Genomic DNA, 17080 nt, shown 5'->3' with positions numbered 1-17080 from the left:
GCGTCCTCGTGACGACGCTAACACCGTCGATCACGTGCCGTTCAGGTCCAGATCCCGTTCCCGGTGATCCGCGCCGCCGGCCGTCCGTCGGGCAGCAGCAGCTCCGTGCGCAGCGTCCAGAACCGCCGTCCGTCACGGACCTGTTCGGTGCGAGCCCGCAGCGGCACGTCCACCTGGGCCGGGCGCAGGTAGTCGACGGTGACCGACAGCGGGCGCGCGAGCCCACTCCCGGCGACAGGGCCCCGGCCGGTCAGGAACACGCTCTGCGCACCCTGGGCGAGACCGGCCAGCACCGCCCCGTGGGTGGTGCCGTTGAGGTTCGTCGCCGACGTCCCGGGCGTGAACACGACCTCGGGTCCGCCGTCGTCGCCCGGCTCGGTGGTCAGGTTCTCCGGGCGCAGGCGGTCCGGGTCGAACGGGAGGACGTGGGCGCGGAAGTCGTCCGGGTCCCCCGCTCCGGCCCGGGTCCCTCCGCCGGCCGGGGCGGCGGCACCGGTGGCCAGCCCGCCCGGGCGGTCCGGGACGGCGGTGATCGCCATCGTGGCGACGGCGTGCGCGACGAGGGTGCCGGTGTCGTCGCGGACCTCGGCCCGCCCGATCCCGACCTCGTCGTCGAGGTGCAGCAGCGTCAGCTCGGCGGTGACGGCCGTCGCCTCCGGCGACGCGGGCCCGACCTGGTCGATCCGCAGGTCCAGGGTCGGCGCCCCGGCGACGAGCTTCGCGGCGGAGAACACGAGGTAGCCGATCCCGGAGTCGGCCAGCATCGCCACCAGCAGCGGGGCGATCCGCCCGGTGCCGGTGTCGCGCGTGGCGTCGGTCAGCGGGGCACGCAGGGCGATGCCGGCGCCGTCGACCCGGACCGGGCGCATGCCGAGCCCGCTCTCGACGGGTGCGTACCGCATCCGGTCCGACACCGAGGGTCGGTGCGGGCTGTCCTGGTCGGTGGTGGCGGCCATCGGATCATCGTCCGACACGACCGTCCCCAGTGGTCCACCGGGCGACGTGCTCTCCCTCACCGGGCTCTCACGCACCGCCTCAGGCCGGGACCGCGTCCTCCGTGACCGTCTCGCCGGTGGAGTCGGTGGAGTCGGTGGAGGCGGGGCCCGGGCTGCGGAACGTGGTCCGGTAGTCGGCCGGGGACACACCCACGGCGCGTCGGAAGTGGTGGCGCAACAGGGCCGCGCCACCGAACCCGGCCCGGTGCGCGACGGCGTCCATCCCGAGGTCGGTCTCCTCCAGCAGGTGCTGGGCGTGCAGGACGCGCTGGCGGGAGAGCCAGCGGTGCGGCGTCGTCCCGGTCTCGGCGGTGAACCGCCGGGCGAACGTGCGCTCGGACATCGCCGCACGTCGCGCCAGTGCCGCGACCGTGTGGTCGACCTGCAGGTTCTCGGTCATCCACTCCAGCACCGAGGACAACGAGTCCGTCGCGCACTCCGGGACCGGCTGCTCGATGAACTGGCGCTGCCCGCCCTCGCGCTGCGGCGGGACGACCATCCGCCGGGCGATGCCGTTGACCACGGCGCTGCCCATCTCGCGGCGCACCAGGTGCAGGCAGGCGTCGATCCCCGCGGCGGTCCCGGCGCCGGTGATCATGTCGCCGTCGTCGACGAAGAGGGCGTCCTCCTCCACGACCGCCTCCGGGTGCGCCTCCCGCAGCTCCTGGGCGTGCTTCCAGTGCACGGTGCACCGCCGCCCGGACAGCAGGCCGGCCGCGCCCAGTACGAAGACCCCGCTGCAGATCGACAGCATCGTCGCTCCGCCGGCCGCCGCGGACCGCACGGCGTCGAGCACCTCGGGGTCGTAGTGCCGCAGCCCGGTCGCCCCGATCGCGACCAGGTCCGCCCCGGCGAGGGCGTCCAGGCCGTACCGGGGCACCACGTCGACGCCGCCGCCGGTCGTGATCGGGACGCCGGCCTCCGGGCCGCAGACCTTGAAGTCGAACACCGGCAGGCCGTCGTCGGAGCGGTCGAGACCGAAGACCTCGGTCAGCACACCGAACTCGAACACCGCGAGCTCGGGCAGGACGAGGACGGAGACGCTTCTCAACACGCCGACGACGGTAGCTGGCAGGAACTTGTGCGTCCATGGCTCTCCTGCCACTTCTGGCGGGATCGCGACGAGCGCAGGATTATTGCCATGACCACAGCAGCGTGCCCGTCCCCCTCCACCACCCGATCCGCGACCACCGACGCTCGGCTCACGGGTACCCGCGTCACCACGTTCGTCCGGACCGCCTGGCTCCGGTGGTGGGAACGCCGGGACGTCCTGATACCGGTCGGCCCGGAACCCGCGGGGCCGTGGGCCGCGGCGGACCGCCCGGACCGGGACCGCGCCCGGATACGGGTCGAGCTGGCGCGGGGATAGCCCCTGATCGGCGGGACCGGCACCGTCACGACACCTCTGTCGCGTTCCGCCGGTTGCGGCGATCACCCGTACCAGGCCTGCAGACGCTCGGCCTCCTGCCCGACCGCCTCCCGGTCGCGGGACGGCAGCTCGGTGAACGGCTCCCACGTGATCCGCCCGTGGCGGTGTGCCCAGGTCCCGGCGACCCGCCCGTCCACCAGGAACGTCGGGGTCGAGCGCGGCATCGTCGTCGCGAACACCCGCGACCGGAACACCGCCGGCACGATCCGCGCCCGCGCCGCGTGCCCGAGCAGCAGCACCGCGTCGAACGGACCGAGGAACCGCACCGGTGCGGGAACGCCCGCGTCCGGGAGCGGGGCACGTGGGACGTCGACGAGCTCGACGCCGCGCTCGTCACGGAACCGGCGCAGGTCCATCTCCTCCAGCACCGCCCGGACGAGGCCGACCGGGAATCCGGCGAACCGTGCGACGTCCGGTGCCGAGGCCGGCCCGAACGCCCGCAGGTACCGGCGGACGAGCTCGGCGCGAGCGGTACCGGGATCGACCGCCGGCGGCCGCGGGGCGAGCCCGTAGACGTGCGCCCGCGGCGTCGTCCACGTCCCGGCCGGGGGCACGCGGACCAGGTCCACCCAGTGCTGCAGTCCGGGGAACGCGTCCGCGCGCAGGCCGTCGGCGTCCAGACGGGCGGTGATCTCGGCCTGGCGCAGCGGGCCGTCGGCGAGGTACCCGCGGACGGCCTCGGCCGCGGCGGCGATGTCGCCGCCGGACAGGGCCGTACGCAGGCGCAGCCAGTCGGCGCGCTGCGGCTCCCGCACGGCCTCGACGAACACCGGACGGTCCCGCGCGGAGAGCATGTGGATCGTGGAGCGCATCGCCCAGGCCTGCACGATCCGGCCACGCGTCAGATCGTCGGTCAGCATCGCGCGCTCGAACCCCTCGACCCGCGCGTGCAGCCCCAGGTACCCCGACGGCGCGTGCTGCGTCTGCAGCCCGCACACCCGCTCCAGCGCCCGGGCGGGGGTCAGCGAAACCCGCTCCAGGAGCAGCTGACGCGCCAGCAGGGCGCGCAGGCAGGCGTCGTCGGTCAGTACCCGCTCGCGTCCCGGCACCGGCGCAGTGTGGCGCACCGCCCCGACGGTCGTGCGCGGATATCGCCGCCCGGGCAGCGATATCCGCGCACGGGCCGCTAGGCCGACCGGCGGGTGGTGTCGGCGACCTCGGCGGTGGTGGGGCGGCGCAGGCCCAGGTGGTCGCGCAGGGTCGTGCCGGCGTAGGCGGTGCGGTAGGCGCCGCGGTCCTGCAGCTCCGGGACCACGGCGGCGACGAACTCGTCGAGCCCGCCGGGCACCAGGTGCGGGATGAGGATGAACCCGTCCGAGGCGTCGGCCTGCACGGCGTCGTCGATCTGCGCCGCGACCTGTGCGGGCGTCCCGACGAACGACTGCCGCGCCGTCGTCTCGATGATCAGCTCGCGGATGGTGAGCCCGCCGCCGGGGGCGCTGCCCTTCGTCGACGCGGCCAGGTCGCGCCAGTCGTTCGCCACCTTGAGCGTGTCCTTCTCGTGCCGCACCCGGCCGCGGGTGATCGACGCGGCCTCGGGGTCGGGGTCGGGGTCGGGCAGCGGGCCGTCCGGGTCGTAGGCGGACAGGTCGCGGCCCCAGACCTGTTCCAGGAACGCGATCGCGGTCTGCGGCGAGACCTGCGCGCGACGGACGTGCTGCGCCTTCTCCTCGGCGTCGGCGGCGGTGTCGCCGATGACGAAGGTCGCCGCGGGCAGGATCGTCAGGTCGGCGTCGGTGCGCCCGTAGCGGGGCAGCCGGTCCTTCATGTTGCGGTAGAACTCCTGCCCGGCCTCGATCGTCGAGTGCCGGGAGAAGATCGCGTCGGCGGTGGCGGCGCCGAACTCGCGCCCCTGGTCGGAGTCGCCGGACTGGATCAGCACCGGGTGGCCCTGCGGCGTCGGCGGCAGCGTGAACCGGCCGTGGAAGTCGAACTGGGCCGACGTGTGCCGGACCTCCTCCCCCGCGGACAGCCACAGCTCCTTCGCCGCGGCCAGGATGTCGCCGGCGCGCTCGTAGCGGTCCGACGGGTCGAGGAACCCGCCGCGGCGGAAGTTCTCGCCGGTGAACGCGTCCGAGCTGGTCACCAGGTTCCAGGCCGCGCGCCCGCCGGAGAGATGGTCGAGCGACGCGAACTGGCGGGCCAGCTCGTAGGGCTCGTTGAACGTGGTGTTGATCGTCCCGCCGAGCCCCAGGTGCGTGGTGACGGCGGCGATCGCGTTGAGCACCGTGAACGTGTCCGGGCGCCCGACGACGTCGAGGTCGTGGATCCGCCCGCGGTGCTCGCGCAGCCGCAGGCCCTCGGCGAGGAACAGGAAGTCGAACAGCCCGCGCTCGGCGGTCTGCGCGAAGTGCACGAAGGAGGAGAAGTCGGTCTGGCTCCCGGACTCCGGGTCGCTCCAGACCGTGGTGTTGTTGACGCCCGGGAAATGCGCCGCGAGGTGGACCTGCTTCTTGCTCATCAGCGAACTCCCTCGTACATGTTCCGTGGCCGCGTCAGACCGAACCGCTCCCGCAGGGTCCCCTCCGGCGCCGGGGTCCACGCGTCGCCGAGGGCGGGCAGGACCTCGTCGACGATCCGGTCCAGGCCCGACGGCAGGGCCAGCGGGACGAGCGTGAACCCGTCGGCGGCGTGGCGTGCCCCGCGCAGCAGGGTGGCGAGTCCGGCCGCGTCCCCGACGTGGCGCAGTCCGCGGGGCGCGGTGTCGGCGCCGGCCGGGGCCAGCGCGTCGAGCTCGGCCAGGTCACCTCCGACCAGGGTCTCGACGTCGAGCAGCACCGTCACCGCGTCCGGGTCCCGCCCGGAGTCGGCGACGGCGGTGCGGATCTGGTCGCGCAGCTCCCCCGCCGCCTCGACGGTGGGCGCGGCGATCCGGACGATGTCGGCCCACCTCGCGGCGACCGCCACCGCGTGCGGGTCGTCGCCGCGCAGCACGATCGGCGGGTGCGCCTGCGGCGAGCGCGGGGTGATCGACGGGCCCTTCACGGAGAAGAACTCGCCGGAGAAGTCGACGTAGTGCAGCTTCTCGCGGTCGACGAACCGTCCGGTCGGCTCGTCGCGGATCTCCGCGTCGTCCTCCCAGGAGTCCCAGAGCCGGACGACGACGTCGATCGCCTCCGACGCCTCGCGCCAGAGCTCATCGGGACCCGCGGCGTCCTTGCGCCCGAACAGGTCCGCCTCGGCCTGCGTGCGCGACACCGCGGGCTCCCACCCGGCCCGTCCGGCCGAGACGAAGTCCAGCGTCGCGATCGCCTTGGACAGGTGGAACGGCTCGGTGTGGGTGACGGTCGCGGTCGGCACCAGCCCGATCCCGGGCACCACCGGCGCGACCCGCGCGGCGATCGCGACGGCGTCGAGCGAGCCGCGCAGCGCGTCCGGGTCGTCGGACGGGGGCACGAACGAGTCCGTGAGCGCGACGAGGTCCAGGCCGGCCCGGGCCGCGGTGCGTACCAGCGCCAGATGGTGCTCGGCGGTGAACAGCCCCGCGGCGTCGGATCCGGGCAACCGCCAGGCGCCGGGATGACGCCCGGCCCCGCCCAGCTCGACGGCCAGATGCATGCGTTCGCTCACCGTGTCTCCGATCCCCACCGCGTGCCGGTCATATCAGGGCCAACGCGGTCCCGACGACGGGATGTTCCCCGCCCACGGAGGCGGCAACCCGGCGGCGACCCCGCGCTCACCCCGCGGGCCGGTGCAGGGTGCTGTGTTCCGCACCGGCCGTGGAGTAGCCGCGGGCGGCGTAGTCGAACGCGTCGAGCTCGGTCGTGTGCTCGCGTTGCTGGTAGTACGAGCGGATCTCGCGGATCAGGCCGTCGGTGATCGTGAACCACTCCGCGCCGCGCGTAGCGACCCGCTCGCTGCCCCCGGGCGGGCGCCAGAACATCGTCCACTCGATGACGGCCTCGTCGGAGCCCACGAGGGCGTGGTCGACGACCCAGCGCGCGTCGATCCGGGCCTGCACCTTGCGCCAGTACCGGGCCAGGTGCTCGGCGCCGGCGACCGGGGCGGACCCGACGTTCGGGGCCAGGAACCAGTGCACGACGTCGGGGTGCAGCGTGGCCGTCATGGCCTCGACGTCGCCGGTGCTGCAGCCGTCGTAGTAGCGGGTGATCAGCTCGAGAGGGTTCATCCGCGGCGCAGCTCGCTGGCCGTGCACCCGTAGCGGGCGCGGAACGCGCGGCTGAAGTGGGAGGCGTCGGAGAACCCCCAGCCGAACGCCAGGTCGCTGATCGTGCGGTGCCGCAGGGCCGGGTCGCAGATCTCGGCCCGGACGGCGTCGAGGCGCTCGGCCCAGATCCACTCCGCGATCGAGTACGGCTCGGTCGCGAACGCCCGGTGCAGCGTGCTCACCGACGTGTGCAGGGCCGCGGCCAGCGCGGCGACGGTCAGCCCGGGGTCGCGCAGCCGGGCCCGGGCGCACGCCTTGGCCTGCTCGCGGCGCGCCTCCGCGGACGGCTCCGGCGCCGGCTCGTCACCGCCCAGCGAGCTCAGCCCGGCCACCACGATGTGCTCGACGCCGCGCGCCACCGCCGTGGCCGCGGCGGGTTCCAGGACGGCGACGTCGGCGGCCAGCGTGCGGATCATCTCGATCGTCAGGTGCCCGGCGCCCCGGGAGCCGCCGACCCGCCGCGCGGTCAGGTCCGGGGTGTCGCGCAGCTGCGAGCGCAGCGGCGGGCCGGGCAGCATCAGCACGTACTGGGCGAAGTCGTCGTCGAACGCGAGCTCGTAGGGGCGGGTGGAGTCGTAGAGGGCGAAGTCGCCGGCGCTCAGCTCCGCGGTCCGCCCGTCCTGGGTGATCCGGCCGGTGCCCGCGGTCTGGATGCTGACCAGGAAGTAGTCCTCGGCGGCCGCCGCGATGAGCGACGGCGTCCGGGTCACCCGCTGCGCGGTGGCCGCCACCCGGGACAGCTCCAGCGTGGCCAGGGAGTCGACCCGGATGTCGCCGACGACGTCCCCGCCGGGCGCGTCACAGGACAGGCGCACGTAGGCGTCGGACACGGCCTCGTTCCAGTACGCGAGACGCTCGCCGGACCCGGCGTCGTCCGTGCTCAGGAGCCGTCCCATGCATCGACGGTAGGGAGCACCGGTCGGCTCGGCAAGATCGTGCGTCGCAGGAACCAGCAGGACGACACGCACGGACCAGCGCTCACGTGTGGCTGCCGCCACTCTCGGACGGCATGAGCATCGACCACCCCCGCTTCCGCGCCGCCGCCGTCCAGGCCGCGCCCGCGTTCCTGGACCTCGACGCCGGCGTCGACAAGGCCGTCTCCCTGATCGCCGAGGCCGCGGGCAACGGCGCGAAGCTGATCGGCTTCCCGGAGACATGGCTGCCCGGCTACCCCTGGTTCATCTGGCTCGACGCGCCGGCCTGGGGCCTGCAGTTCTTCCCCCGCTACCACGACAACTCGCTGGTCTACGGCTCGCCGCAGGCGGACAAGCTCGCCGCCGCGGCCCGCGAGCACGACATCACCGTGGTGATGGGCGTCTCCGAGCGGCAGGCCGGCAGCCTCTACATCGCGCAGTGGATCATCGGGCCGGACGGGAAGACCATCGCGACTCGGCGCAAGCTCAAGCCCACCCACGTCGAGCGCACGGTGTTCGGCGAGGGCGACGGCTCGGACCTCTCGGTCTACGAGACCCCGCTCGGGCGCCTCGGCGGGCTGTGCTGCTGGGAGCACCTGCAGCCGCTGTCGAAGTACGCGATGTACGCCCAGAACGAGCAGGTGCACGTCGGCGCGTGGCCGAGCTTCTCGCTCTACAAGGGCGGCGCCTACGCGCTCGGCCCGGAGGTGAACACCGCCGCCAGCCGCGTCTACGCCGTGGAGGGGCAGTGCTTCGTCCTCGCCCCGTGCGCCACGGTCTCGCAGGACATGGTCGACCTGCTGTGCACCGACGAGACCAAGCAGGCGCTGCTGCAGGTGGGCGGCGGGCACGCCGGCATCTACGCCCCGGACGGGCAGCTGCTCACCGAGCCGCTGGCCGAGGACGCCGAGGGCATCGTCTACGCCGACCTCGACCTGAGCCTGATCTCCCTGGCCAAGGCCGCCGCCGACCCGACCGGGCACTACTCCCGACCGGACGTCACCCGCCTGCTGCTGAACAAGACCCCCGGTGATCGCGTGGTCCCGTTCTCGACCCCCGGCGTCGAGCTGGACGGCGAGGTCCCCGACGCGGCCCCGACCCGATCCCCGGTCGAGGCCTGAGACGGCACCGGGGCCACGGGTCCCGGTGACACAGCTCTGCGCGCGGCCGGTGATCAGCTCCCGGCCGCGCGCAGGTCCGCCTCGATCGCGGCGACGCACGCGCGCAGCTCGGGCAGGACGTCGTCACGCAGCTGCCCGGCCGTCCCCCGGGAGGCGTGCGTGGACACGTTCGCCGCGGCGACGACCCGTCCGGAGCGGTCGTGGACCGGCACCGCGATCGACCGCAGACCGGCCTCCAGCTCCTGGTCGACGACGCAGACACCGTCGGCCCGGACCTCGTCCAGCACGGCGCGCAGGGCATCGGGGTCGGCCAGGGTGCGGTCGGTGAGCGCCTCCGGGCGTAGCTGCGCCAGGTAGGCGTCGAGCTCGGGTGCGGGCAGCGCGGCGAGCAGCACCCGGCCCATCGAGGTGGCGTAGGCCGGGAAACGGGTGCCGATCGTGATCGTCACCGTCATGATCCGCGACGTCGGGACGCGGGCGACGTAGACGACGTCGTAGTGGCCGCCGGACGAGTCGTCGAGCACCGACACCGACGCCGACTCCCGCACCCGGGAGACCAGCGACTCCAGGTGCGGGGCGGCGACCTCGGGCAGGCCCATCGACGACAGGTAGGAGTAGCCCAGCTCCAGCACCCTCGGGGTCAGCGAGAACAGCCGTCCGTCGGTGCGCACGTAGCCCAGGTCGACGAGCGTGAGCAGGAACCGCCGCGCCGCGGCCCGGGTCAGGTCGGTGGCGCGGGCGACGTCGGACAGCGTCTGCTCGGGGTGCTCGGCGTCGAACGCGCGGATCACCGCGAGGCCCCGGACGAGGGACTGGACGTGGTCGGGCCGCGGCGCCGTCACCGCACCCGCCCGGCCAGCACCCGGTCCACCAGGTCGCCGGCGTGGTGCGGCGCGTCGTGGTCCCCGGCGGCGAGCGCCAGGTTGCGCGCCATCGCGTCCGGGTGCACCGCCAGCCCCTCCAGGCACGCACGCAGGCGCGACGCCGCACCCGACGACGCCCGCAGCAGGTCGGCCAGCGTCACCCACTCCGCGTGCCACGCCCCGGCCGCGCGCTGGTGCTCCTGCTCCATCGACGCCAGCAGCGTCGCGACCAGACCCGGTGCCCGCCGCGCCGAGGCCCGCGCGGTCACCGCGGCGATCGGGTTGCGCTTGTGCGGCATCGACGACGAGTCCCCCGGCGCGGCCTCGGACACCTCCCCCAGCTCGGTGCCCGACAGCAGGACGACGTCGGTCGCAGGCTTCGCGCACGCCCCCGCCGCGACGCCCAGCGCCCCGGCGAGCTCCCCGATCCGGGTCCGCTCGGTGTGCCACGGGACACCCTGCGGTGCCAGCCCCAGCCGGGCGGCGAGCCCGTCGGCGACGGCCGGGCCGTGCGGGTAGGACGCGGCGAGGGTTCCGGCGGCGCCACCGAACTGCACCGGCAGCTCCCCGAGCAGGCCGGCCAGCCGGGCGGCGGCGCGGTCGAGCCCGGAGCACCAGGACGCGGCGACGGCACCGAACGTCGTCGGCAGCGCCTGCTGACCCAGCGTGCGGGCCGCACACGGGGTGTCGCGGTGCGCGGTGGCGAGCGCGGCCGCGGCGTCGGCGCTCCCGCGCAGGTCCTCGACGACGCGGGACCCGGCACGGCGGGTCAGCAGGACCAGGGCGGTGTCCATGACGTCCTGGCTGGTGGCGCCGGGGTGCACGGCCCGCCCGGCCCCGTCCCGGACCTTCTCCACGGCCGCGCGCAGGCGCCGGACCAGCGGGATCACCGGGTTGCCGCCCTCGACGGCCTCCGCGCCCAGCTCCGCCGGACCGACCCGGATCGCGCCGAACGCGGGCTCGACCGCGTCCGCGTCGTGCTCGTCGACGATCCCGGCGTCGGTGGCGGCGTTCGTCAGCGCCAACTCGACCTCCAGCAGGGCCGCGATCCACGCCCCGCCGTCGAGCACACCGGCCACGCGGTCGGCGCCGTAGAGGGGGTCGAACAGCTCGTTCGCCATGCGTACGAGCGTACGACATGCGTCCACCCCGCATCCTGGACACGGCCGTCAGCGACAATGCCCGGGTGCTCACTCACATCCTGCTCGACCTCGACGGCACCCTCGTCGACTCCGCCCCCGGCATCCTCGGCTCGCTGCGCGAGGCGTTCGACGAGATCGGCGCCGAGTACGACCCGTCCACCCTCGACGAGCGCCTGCTCGGCCCGCCGCTCTACGACTCGCTGCCCCCGATCGTCGGCGCCGAGGCCGCGGCCGCGGTGATGCCGGTCTACCGGCGGATCTACTCCGAGGAGGGCGGCCTGGAACGCTCGACGCCCTACCCCGGCATCGAGGAGCTGCTGCGCGCGCTGGCCGAGGCCGGCGTCGCGACCGCGCTGGCCACGAGCAAGGTCGAGGTCTCGGCGCGCAAGATCCTGGCGAACCAGGGCTGGACCGACCTGTTCACCGAGATCGTCGGCGACACCCGCGACGCCGCCCGCCCCACCAAGGCCGCCGTCGTCGCGGAGGCGCTGCGCCTGCTGGGCCACCCCTCGGGGTCCGACACGCCGCTGATGGTCGGCGACCGCTTCCACGACGTCGTCGGCGCCCGCGAGCACGGGCTGGACTGCCACGGCGCCGGATGGGGCTACGGGCAACCGGGTGAACTGGCCGAGGCCGGGGCCGTCGCGATCCACGCATCCGCGGACGAGCTGAGAGCCGCCCTCCTCAGCTGAGGACACGCCGCTCCGACCCCTCCGATCGGCCCGTGTCCGCTGTCGGGGACGACCGATATACACAGGTCATGACGGTCGTCGCGCTCTTCCGGTACCCGGTCAAGTCGATGCTCGGGGAGTCCATCCCGCGGGCCACCATCACCGAGCGCGGGCTCCTCGGCGACCGCGCCTACGCGATCCTCGACACCGAGACCGGGATCATCGCCAGCGCCAAGGTCCCGAAGCGGTGGAAGGACCTGCTGAGCTTCTCCGCCCGGTTCGTGGCCGAGCCGGTCGTCGGGGACGCGGCGCCGCCGGTGGAGATCACGTTCCCGGACGGCTCGACGCTGCGCAGCGACGACGAGGGCATCGACAAGGCGCTCTCGACGGCGCTCGGCCGCGACGTCACGCTGATCTCGGTGCCGCCGGAGGGCAGCTACTTCGAGGAGCTGTGGCCCGACATCGAGGGCCTGACCCCGCAGCAGCTCGCCCCGCGCCAGCTGATCGAGGACACCACGATCCGGCACGAGGACTCCGGCGAGGTGATCAGCAAGTTCGACATCTCCGCGTTCGGCGCCCCGGGCACGTTCTTCGACCTGTCGTCGCTGCACGTGCTCACCGAGTCCACCCTGGACCGGCTGCAGGAGCTGTCTCCCGACGCGACGTACGACGCGCGCCGCTACCGCCCGAACATCGTGCTGCGCGGCGACGACGCGGGCTTCGTGGAGAACGACTGGCCGGGGTCGAGCAGCACCATCGGCGACACGGCGCGGATCGCGTTCTCGTTCGCCACCATGCGCTGCGTGATGACGACGCTCGGGCAGGGCGACCTCTCCGACGACCCGGACACGCTGCGCGGGATCGCGAAGAACAACCGGATCGAGATCCCGCAGATCGGCGGGACGTGGGCGTGCGCCGGGGTGTACGCCGAGATCGCCGAGCCGGGCGACATCGCCGTCGGCGACCCGCACACCACGCCGGTCCCGGACCCGGTGCCCGCCGGCTGAGCCCTACCGGGCGATCCGGCGCCACGACCGCTCCGGTTGTGATGTCCCGTCCAGCTGTCCTACGTTTGGCCCGTGACCGCCGGACTCGAGGGACTGCAGCGCAACGTCCCCCTCTCGATGCAGATCGCGGAGAGGATGCGCGACCGCATCGACTCCGGCGACTGGCCGGTCGGGATGCGCATCCCCGCCGAGAGTGCGCTCGTCGCCGAGCTGGGCGTGAGCCGCAACAGCGTCCGGGAGGGCCTGCGGTCGCTCGTGCACGCCGGGCTGCTCGACGCCCGCCCCGGCGACGGCACCTACGTGCGCGCCCGCAGCGAGCTGCGGGCCGTGCTGGAGCGGCGCGCCCGCCGCGGCCGTCCGGGCGACGCCGCCGAGGTCCGGTCGATGCTGGAGTGCCAGGGCGCCCGTCTCGCGTCGAGCCGGGCCACGCCGTCCGACCTCGAGTCGATCCGCGCCGCACTGGACGAGCGCGACCGGGCGTCCGACGCGCGCACCTTCGCCGCCGCGGACGTGGCGTTCCACCGGGCCGTCGTCGCCGCCTCGGGCAACGCCCTGCTCGCCGAGCTGCACGAGAACCTCGACGGTCTCGCCGAGCACATCGAGGCCGTCTCGGCGACGCCGGACTTCGCCACGTTCCTGGCGGAGAACCACGAGCTCAACGCCTGCCACACCGACCTGCTGGACGCGATCGCCGACGGCGACGCGGACCGCGCCGAGTCCCTCGCCGCGGAGATCGTCCGCCGCTCGTACCCGGCGGCGACCTCGTGACCGCCCACGCCACCACCACACCCCGGGGCACCCGCCTCTCACTGGCCCTGGTCGGACTGCTCCTGATCGGGGCGAACCTGCGGGCGGGCATCACCGCGGTCGGGCCGGTGCTCGACGACCTGCGCCTCGACCTCGGGTTGAGCAGCTCGACGGCGTCCGCGCTGATCAGCGTGCCGCTGGTCGCGTTCGCGGTGCTGTCGCCGGTCGCGCCCGCGGTGGCGCGGCGCTTCGGCGTCGAGCGTGTCCTGGGCGCCTCGCTGGCCCTGCTCGCGGTCTCGATCGTGGTGCGGTCCGCGCCGTGGGGCGTCGGGACCCTGTCGGGTGTCGTATCGCTGTGGGTCGGCACGGCCGGGCTCGGTGTCGCGGTGGCGTTCCTCAACGTCGTGCTGCCGGTGCTGGTCAAGCGCGACCACCCGGACCGCATCGGAGCGATGACCGGGCTCTACTCCTCGGTGCAGAGCGCGGCCGCGGCCGTCGCGGCCGGGCTCGCCGTGCCGATCGCCGGGACCGTGCAGCACGGCTGGCGGCTCTCGCTCGGGATCTGGGCCGGTCTCGCCCTCATCGGGCTGGCGGTGTTCCTGCCGCGGATGCGCCGCCGCGCCGCCGTCACCCCTCCCCCGGCTCCGACCGGGTCACCGGGCGCACCCGCCCGTCCGATCTGGCGCTCGGCACTTGCCTGGCAGGTCACGGTGTTCATGGGCCTGCAGTCGACCGTCTACTACACGCTGATCACGTTCCTGCCCTCGATCGAGCAGGCCGTCGGGACGAGCGCCGCCGCCGCGGGCTGGCACCAGTTCGTGCTGCAGATCCTGAGCATCGCCGGCGCGCTGTCGTCGGCGGCGTTGATCCAGCGCCTGCCCGACCAGCGCCCGCTCGCACTCGCCTACGCGCTGCTGTGCGGGGTGGGTGTCGCCGGGATCCTGCTGGTCCCGCCGCTGGCGGTGCTGTGGGTGGCCGCGATCGGAGTCGGCGTCGGCGGCGGGGTCGTGTTCGCGCTGTCGCTGTTCGGGCTGCGCACCGCCGATCACCACCGGGCCGGGACGCTGTCCGGCATGGCGCAGTGCCTGGGCTATCTGGTGGCCGCGGCCGGACCGCCGGCGATCGGGGCGCTGCACGACGCCACCGGCTCGTGGACCCCGCCGCTGCTGGTGGTCCTCGCGATGCTGGCCGTCGCGCTCGTCGCGGGTGTGCTCGCCGGCAGGAACCGCGTCCTGGCCTGAGTGTGCGCGATGCGTACATCTGTCCGTTCCTCGCACAGTGCGGTATCGTGATCGCCCATGGAGACGACGAGGTCGGACGCGAGGGAGCCCCGATGATGGACAAGGTGGTGGCCTCCGCCGCAGAGGCCGTGGCGGACATCGGCGACGGGTCGTCGCTCGCGGTCGGCGGATTCGGCATGTCCGGCGTGCCGACGGTGCTGATCGAGGCCCTGATCGACCAGGGTGCGACGGACCTGGAGACGATCTCCAACAACCTCGGCGTCGACGGCTTCGGGCTGGGCAACCTGCTCGCCGCGGGCCGGATCCGGCGCACGATCGGCTCCTACGTCGGCAACAACAAGGAGTTCGCCCGCCAGTACCTGGCCGGTGAGCTCGAGCTGGAGCTCACCCCGCAGGGCACCATGGCCGAGCGGCTGCGCGCCGGCGGCAACGGCATCCCGGCGTTCTACACCCCGGCCGGCGTCGGCACGCTCGTCGCCGAGGGCGGCCTGCCGTGGCGCTACAACGCCGACGGCTCGGTCGCGGTGAACTCCCCGGCCAAGGAGGTCCGCGAGTTCGACGGCGAGCACTACGTCCTCGAGCGCGCGCTGACCCCGGACTTCGCGCTGGTGCACGCGTTCAAGGGCGACCGGCACGGCAACCTCGTCTACCGCCGGGCGTCGCGGAACTTCAACCCGGACTGCGCCTCCGCCGGGCGGATCACGATCGCGCAGGTCGAGCACCTGGTGGAGCCGGGCGAGATCGACCCGGACGAGGTGCACACCCCCGGCATCTTCGTGCAGCGCGTGGTGCACGTGCCGGACGTCGAGAAGAAGGTCGAGATCAGGACGGTGCGGGAGTCATGAGCGAGAAGATCGAGGGCCTGAGCAAGGACCAGATCGCGGCCCGGGTCGCGCAGGAGCTGCCCGACGGCTCCTACGTCAACCTCGGCATCGGCATGCCGACGCTGGTCCCCGGGTTCATCCCGTCCGACCGGACGGTGGTGCTGCACTCCGAGAACGGCATCCTCGGCGTCGGCCCGTACCCGACCGACGACGAGGTCGACCCGGACCTGATCAACGCCGGCAAGGAGACCGTCACGACGCTGCCCGGTGGGAGCTACTTCGGCTCCTCGGACAGCTTCGGGATGATCCGCGGCGTGCACCTCGACGTCGCCGTGCTCGGCGCGATGGAGGTCAGCGTGGCCGGTGACCTGGCCAGCTGGGCCATCCCGGGCAAGATGATCAAGGGCATGGGCGGGGCGATGGACCTCGTGCACGGCGCCCGTCGCGTGATCGTGATGATGGAGCACACGACCAAGGACGGGTCGCCGAAGATCCTCGACGAGTGCGCGCTGCCGATCACCGGCCTGAAGTGCGTGGACCGGATCGTCACCGACCTGGCCGTCATCGACGTCACCGACGACGGCCTCGAGCTCGTCGAGTGCTCGCCGGGCGTCACGGAGGACCAGGTCCGCGAGCGCACCGGCGCCGTCCTGCGCTGACGCGCCCGTGCGCGGATATCGCTGCCAGGGCGGTGACATCCGCGCACGACCGTCGTCAGACCCGGCGGCCGAGGGTGACCGGCATGCTCGTCAGCCCGCGGACGAGGGTGCTGCGTCGGTGGGTGAGCTCGGTCGGGTCGACGGCCAGGGCGATGTCCGGGCGGGTCGCGACGAGCGAGCCGATCGCGACCCGGCCCTCGTTGCGGGCGAGCTGGGCGCCGAGGCAGAAGTGCAGGCCGTGGCCGAAGAACACGCCGCCGGTCGGGGCCTCGCGGCCGATGTCGAGCGCGGCGGCGTCGGCGGCCCAGCTCTCGTCGCGGTTGGCCGCGGCCAGGCCGAGCATGACCATCGAGCCGGCCGGGATCGTCGTCCCGGAGTAGACGACGTCCTCACTGGCGAACCGGATCGGCGCGTTGGCCACCGGGGAGTCCCAGCGCAGGAACTCCTCCACCGCGGAGTCGATCAGGTCCGGATCGGCCTGCAGCCGGGCCAGCTCGTCGGGGTGGGTGAGCAGGGCCAGGACGCCGTTGCCGATCAGGTTGACGGTCGTCTCGTGCCCGGCGATGAGCAGCAGCGTCGCCATCGCGACGAGCTCCTCCGACGACAGGCGGTCGCCGTCGTCCTCCGAGACCTGGGTCAGCGACGAGAGCAGCGCGTCGTCGGGCTCGGTGCGCTTGCGCTCGATGAGCTCGGCCAGGTAGCCCGAGAGCTTGCCCATCGACTCCATCTTCGCCTGGTCCGGCGAGTCGTCGACGAGGACCGAGGACCAGGCCCCGAACTCGTCGCGGTCCTCCGCGGGGACGCCGAGCAGCTCGCAGATCACCTGGACCGGCAGCTGGAACGCGTAGGCGCGCATGAGGTCGACGGTGCCGTCCTCCGGCAGGTCCGCCAGCAGCTCGTCGGCGATCTCCTGCACGCGCGGGCGCAGCTCGGCCATCCGCCGGACGGTGAACGCGCGGCTCACGAGCTTGCGCAGACGGGTGTGGTCCGGCGGGTCCATCAGGATCATCATCGGCGTCGGCGCGGCCGGCATCGCGGCGCGCTGGTCCTCGGGCAGGGTCCAGCGCCAGTCCTTGCTCAGCCGCGGGTCGACGAACGCCTCGCGGACGTCGTCGTGCCGGCTGATCAGCCACATCACGCCGTCGGGGAGGTCGAGGCGGCGTACCGGCTCCTCCTCCCGCAGCTCCGCGTAGGCCGGGTACGGGTCGGTCCAGAAGGCTCCGTCGAACAGCGCGTGCTGCTCGGTGCCGGTGGTGGTCAGCGCCATGTCCTCCATGGTGCCATCGGTGTAAGCGCGCG

Annotated in this window: 18 protein-coding genes; 8 read left to right on the top strand and 10 right to left on the bottom strand. The window is 73.8% G+C overall.

All coding sequences use genetic code 11. The features are described 5' to 3' along the window. Window positions 1-41: 41 nt before the first annotated feature. A complete protein-coding gene (locus EV383_RS09860; protein WP_130289638.1) occupies window positions 42-956 on the bottom strand; it encodes a PaaI family thioesterase in 915 nt (304 codons plus the stop codon). Window positions 957-1035: 79 nt separating this feature from the next. Beyond that, entirely contained in the window at window positions 1036-2049 is a 1014-nt protein-coding gene (locus EV383_RS09855; protein ID WP_130289637.1) for a helix-turn-helix domain-containing protein, read from the bottom strand. 87 nt (window positions 2050-2136) lie between these two features. Between EV383_RS09855 and EV383_RS09850 the strand changes: the two genes are divergently transcribed. Beyond that, complete coding sequence (locus EV383_RS09850; RefSeq protein WP_130289636.1) at window positions 2137-2364, top strand: hypothetical protein; 228 nt, start codon at window positions 2137-2139, stop codon at window positions 2362-2364. A gap of 62 nt (window positions 2365-2426) precedes the next feature. Here the strand turns inward: EV383_RS09850 and EV383_RS09845 are convergent, their stop codons facing one another. The 5 genes from EV383_RS09845 to EV383_RS09825 form a co-directional block, all read right to left on the bottom strand. After that, window positions 2427-3473, bottom strand: a complete 1047-nt coding sequence (locus tag EV383_RS09845; RefSeq protein WP_130289635.1) for a winged helix DNA-binding domain-containing protein — start codon at window positions 3471-3473, stop codon at window positions 2427-2429. Window positions 3474-3550: 77 nt separating this feature from the next. Next, window positions 3551-4885, bottom strand: coding sequence for an LLM class flavin-dependent oxidoreductase (locus tag EV383_RS09840; RefSeq protein ID WP_130289634.1), 1335 nt, complete (start codon window positions 4883-4885; stop codon window positions 3551-3553). Further along, window positions 4885-5994 (bottom strand): LLM class flavin-dependent oxidoreductase, encoded by a 1110-nt coding sequence (locus EV383_RS09835; protein WP_207223476.1) that lies wholly within the window; start codon window positions 5992-5994, stop codon window positions 4885-4887. Before EV383_RS09835 ends, EV383_RS09840 begins: the two co-directional genes overlap by 1 nt. Before the next feature lie 106 nt (window positions 5995-6100). Continuing rightward, complete coding sequence (locus EV383_RS09830) at window positions 6101-6553, bottom strand: nuclear transport factor 2 family protein (RefSeq protein WP_130289633.1); 453 nt, start codon at window positions 6551-6553, stop codon at window positions 6101-6103. Next, window positions 6550-7488, bottom strand: a complete 939-nt coding sequence (locus tag EV383_RS09825) for an AraC-like ligand-binding domain-containing protein (protein WP_130289632.1) — start codon at window positions 7486-7488, stop codon at window positions 6550-6552. Before EV383_RS09825 ends, EV383_RS09830 begins: the two co-directional genes overlap by 4 nt. Window positions 7489-7601: 113 nt before the next feature. Between EV383_RS09825 and EV383_RS09820 the strand changes: the two genes are divergently transcribed. Further along, window positions 7602-8627 carry a carbon-nitrogen hydrolase family protein gene (locus tag EV383_RS09820; RefSeq protein WP_130289631.1) on the top strand — a complete coding sequence of 342 codons (1026 nt, stop codon included), beginning with the start codon at window positions 7602-7604 and terminating at the stop codon, window positions 8625-8627. A gap of 53 nt (window positions 8628-8680) precedes the next feature. Here the strand turns inward: EV383_RS09820 and EV383_RS09815 are convergent, their stop codons facing one another. Then, the gene (locus tag EV383_RS09815) at window positions 8681-9469 is read right to left on the bottom strand and encodes an IclR family transcriptional regulator domain-containing protein (RefSeq protein WP_130289630.1); all 789 of its coding nucleotides are present in this window, start codon (window positions 9467-9469) and stop codon (window positions 8681-8683) included. After that, complete coding sequence (locus EV383_RS09810) at window positions 9466-10611, bottom strand: lyase family protein (RefSeq protein ID WP_130289629.1); 1146 nt, start codon at window positions 10609-10611, stop codon at window positions 9466-9468. Before EV383_RS09810 ends, EV383_RS09815 begins: the two co-directional genes overlap by 4 nt. Before the next feature lie 65 nt (window positions 10612-10676). On the opposite strand from EV383_RS09810, the gene EV383_RS09805 reads away from it, so the two are divergent. From EV383_RS09805 to EV383_RS09780, 6 genes are all read left to right on the top strand, one after another. Next, complete coding sequence (locus tag EV383_RS09805) at window positions 10677-11324, top strand: HAD hydrolase-like protein (protein ID WP_130289628.1); 648 nt, start codon at window positions 10677-10679, stop codon at window positions 11322-11324. 68 nt (window positions 11325-11392) lie between these two features. Next, window positions 11393-12310 (top strand): MOSC domain-containing protein, encoded by a 918-nt coding sequence (locus tag EV383_RS09800; protein WP_130289627.1) that lies wholly within the window; start codon window positions 11393-11395, stop codon window positions 12308-12310. Window positions 12311-12382: 72 nt separating this feature from the next. Continuing rightward, window positions 12383-13078: a FadR/GntR family transcriptional regulator gene (locus tag EV383_RS09795; RefSeq protein WP_130289626.1), complete on the top strand. Its 696-nt coding sequence runs from the start codon at window positions 12383-12385 to the stop codon at window positions 13076-13078. Next, window positions 13075-14298 carry an MFS transporter gene (locus EV383_RS09790; protein WP_130289625.1) on the top strand — a complete coding sequence of 408 codons (1224 nt, stop codon included), beginning with the start codon at window positions 13075-13077 and terminating at the stop codon, window positions 14296-14298. Before EV383_RS09795 ends, EV383_RS09790 begins: the two co-directional genes overlap by 4 nt. A 92-nt stretch (window positions 14299-14390) precedes the next feature. Next, entirely contained in the window at window positions 14391-15143 is a 753-nt protein-coding gene (locus tag EV383_RS09785; RefSeq protein ID WP_207223775.1) for a CoA transferase subunit A, read from the top strand. Then, window positions 15140-15781, top strand: coding sequence for a CoA transferase subunit B (locus tag EV383_RS09780; RefSeq protein ID WP_130289624.1), 642 nt, complete (start codon window positions 15140-15142; stop codon window positions 15779-15781). Before EV383_RS09785 ends, EV383_RS09780 begins: the two co-directional genes overlap by 4 nt. Window positions 15782-15836: 55 nt before the next feature. Here EV383_RS09780 and EV383_RS09775 read toward each other — a convergent pair whose 3' ends face one another. Beyond that, on the bottom strand, window positions 15837-17048 hold the full coding sequence (locus tag EV383_RS09775) for a cytochrome P450 family protein (RefSeq protein ID WP_130289623.1): 1212 nt from the start codon (window positions 17046-17048) through the stop codon (window positions 15837-15839). Window positions 17049-17080: the final 32 nt, after the last annotated feature.

Origin of the sequence: Pseudonocardia sediminis (assembly GCF_004217185.1) — a bacterium.
GTDB lineage: Bacteria > Actinomycetota > Actinomycetes > Mycobacteriales > Pseudonocardiaceae > Pseudonocardia > Pseudonocardia sediminis.
Note: the sequence above shows the minus strand (reverse complement) of the source record. Positions and strands in the feature narration are given on the sequence as shown.

What these genes read in the sequence shown, in the direction of transcription:
- EV383_RS09810 (WP_130289629.1), bottom strand. Translation starts at nt 10,611, where the DNA reads ATGGCGAACGAGCTGTTCGACCCCCTCTACGGCGCCGACCGCGTGGCC.
- EV383_RS09825 (WP_130289632.1), bottom strand. Translation starts at nt 7,488, where the DNA reads ATGGGACGGCTCCTGAGCACGGACGACGCCGGGTCCGGCGAGCGTCTC.
- EV383_RS09785 (WP_207223775.1), top strand. Translation starts at nt 14,391, where the DNA reads ATGATGGACAAGGTGGTGGCCTCCGCCGCAGAGGCCGTGGCGGACATC.
- EV383_RS09820 (WP_130289631.1), top strand. Translation starts at nt 7,602, where the DNA reads ATGAGCATCGACCACCCCCGCTTCCGCGCCGCCGCCGTCCAGGCCGCG.
- EV383_RS09850 (WP_130289636.1), top strand. Translation starts at nt 2,137, where the DNA reads ATGACCACAGCAGCGTGCCCGTCCCCCTCCACCACCCGATCCGCGACC.
- EV383_RS09780 (WP_130289624.1), top strand. Translation starts at nt 15,140, where the DNA reads ATGAGCGAGAAGATCGAGGGCCTGAGCAAGGACCAGATCGCGGCCCGG.
- EV383_RS09840 (WP_130289634.1), bottom strand. Translation starts at nt 4,885, where the DNA reads ATGAGCAAGAAGCAGGTCCACCTCGCGGCGCATTTCCCGGGCGTCAAC.
- EV383_RS09830 (WP_130289633.1), bottom strand. Translation starts at nt 6,553, where the DNA reads ATGAACCCTCTCGAGCTGATCACCCGCTACTACGACGGCTGCAGCACC.
- EV383_RS09800 (WP_130289627.1), top strand. Translation starts at nt 11,393, where the DNA reads ATGACGGTCGTCGCGCTCTTCCGGTACCCGGTCAAGTCGATGCTCGGG.
- EV383_RS09775 (WP_130289623.1), bottom strand. Translation starts at nt 17,048, where the DNA reads ATGGCGCTGACCACCACCGGCACCGAGCAGCACGCGCTGTTCGACGGA.
- EV383_RS09860 (WP_130289638.1), bottom strand. Translation starts at nt 956, where the DNA reads ATGGCCGCCACCACCGACCAGGACAGCCCGCACCGACCCTCGGTGTCG.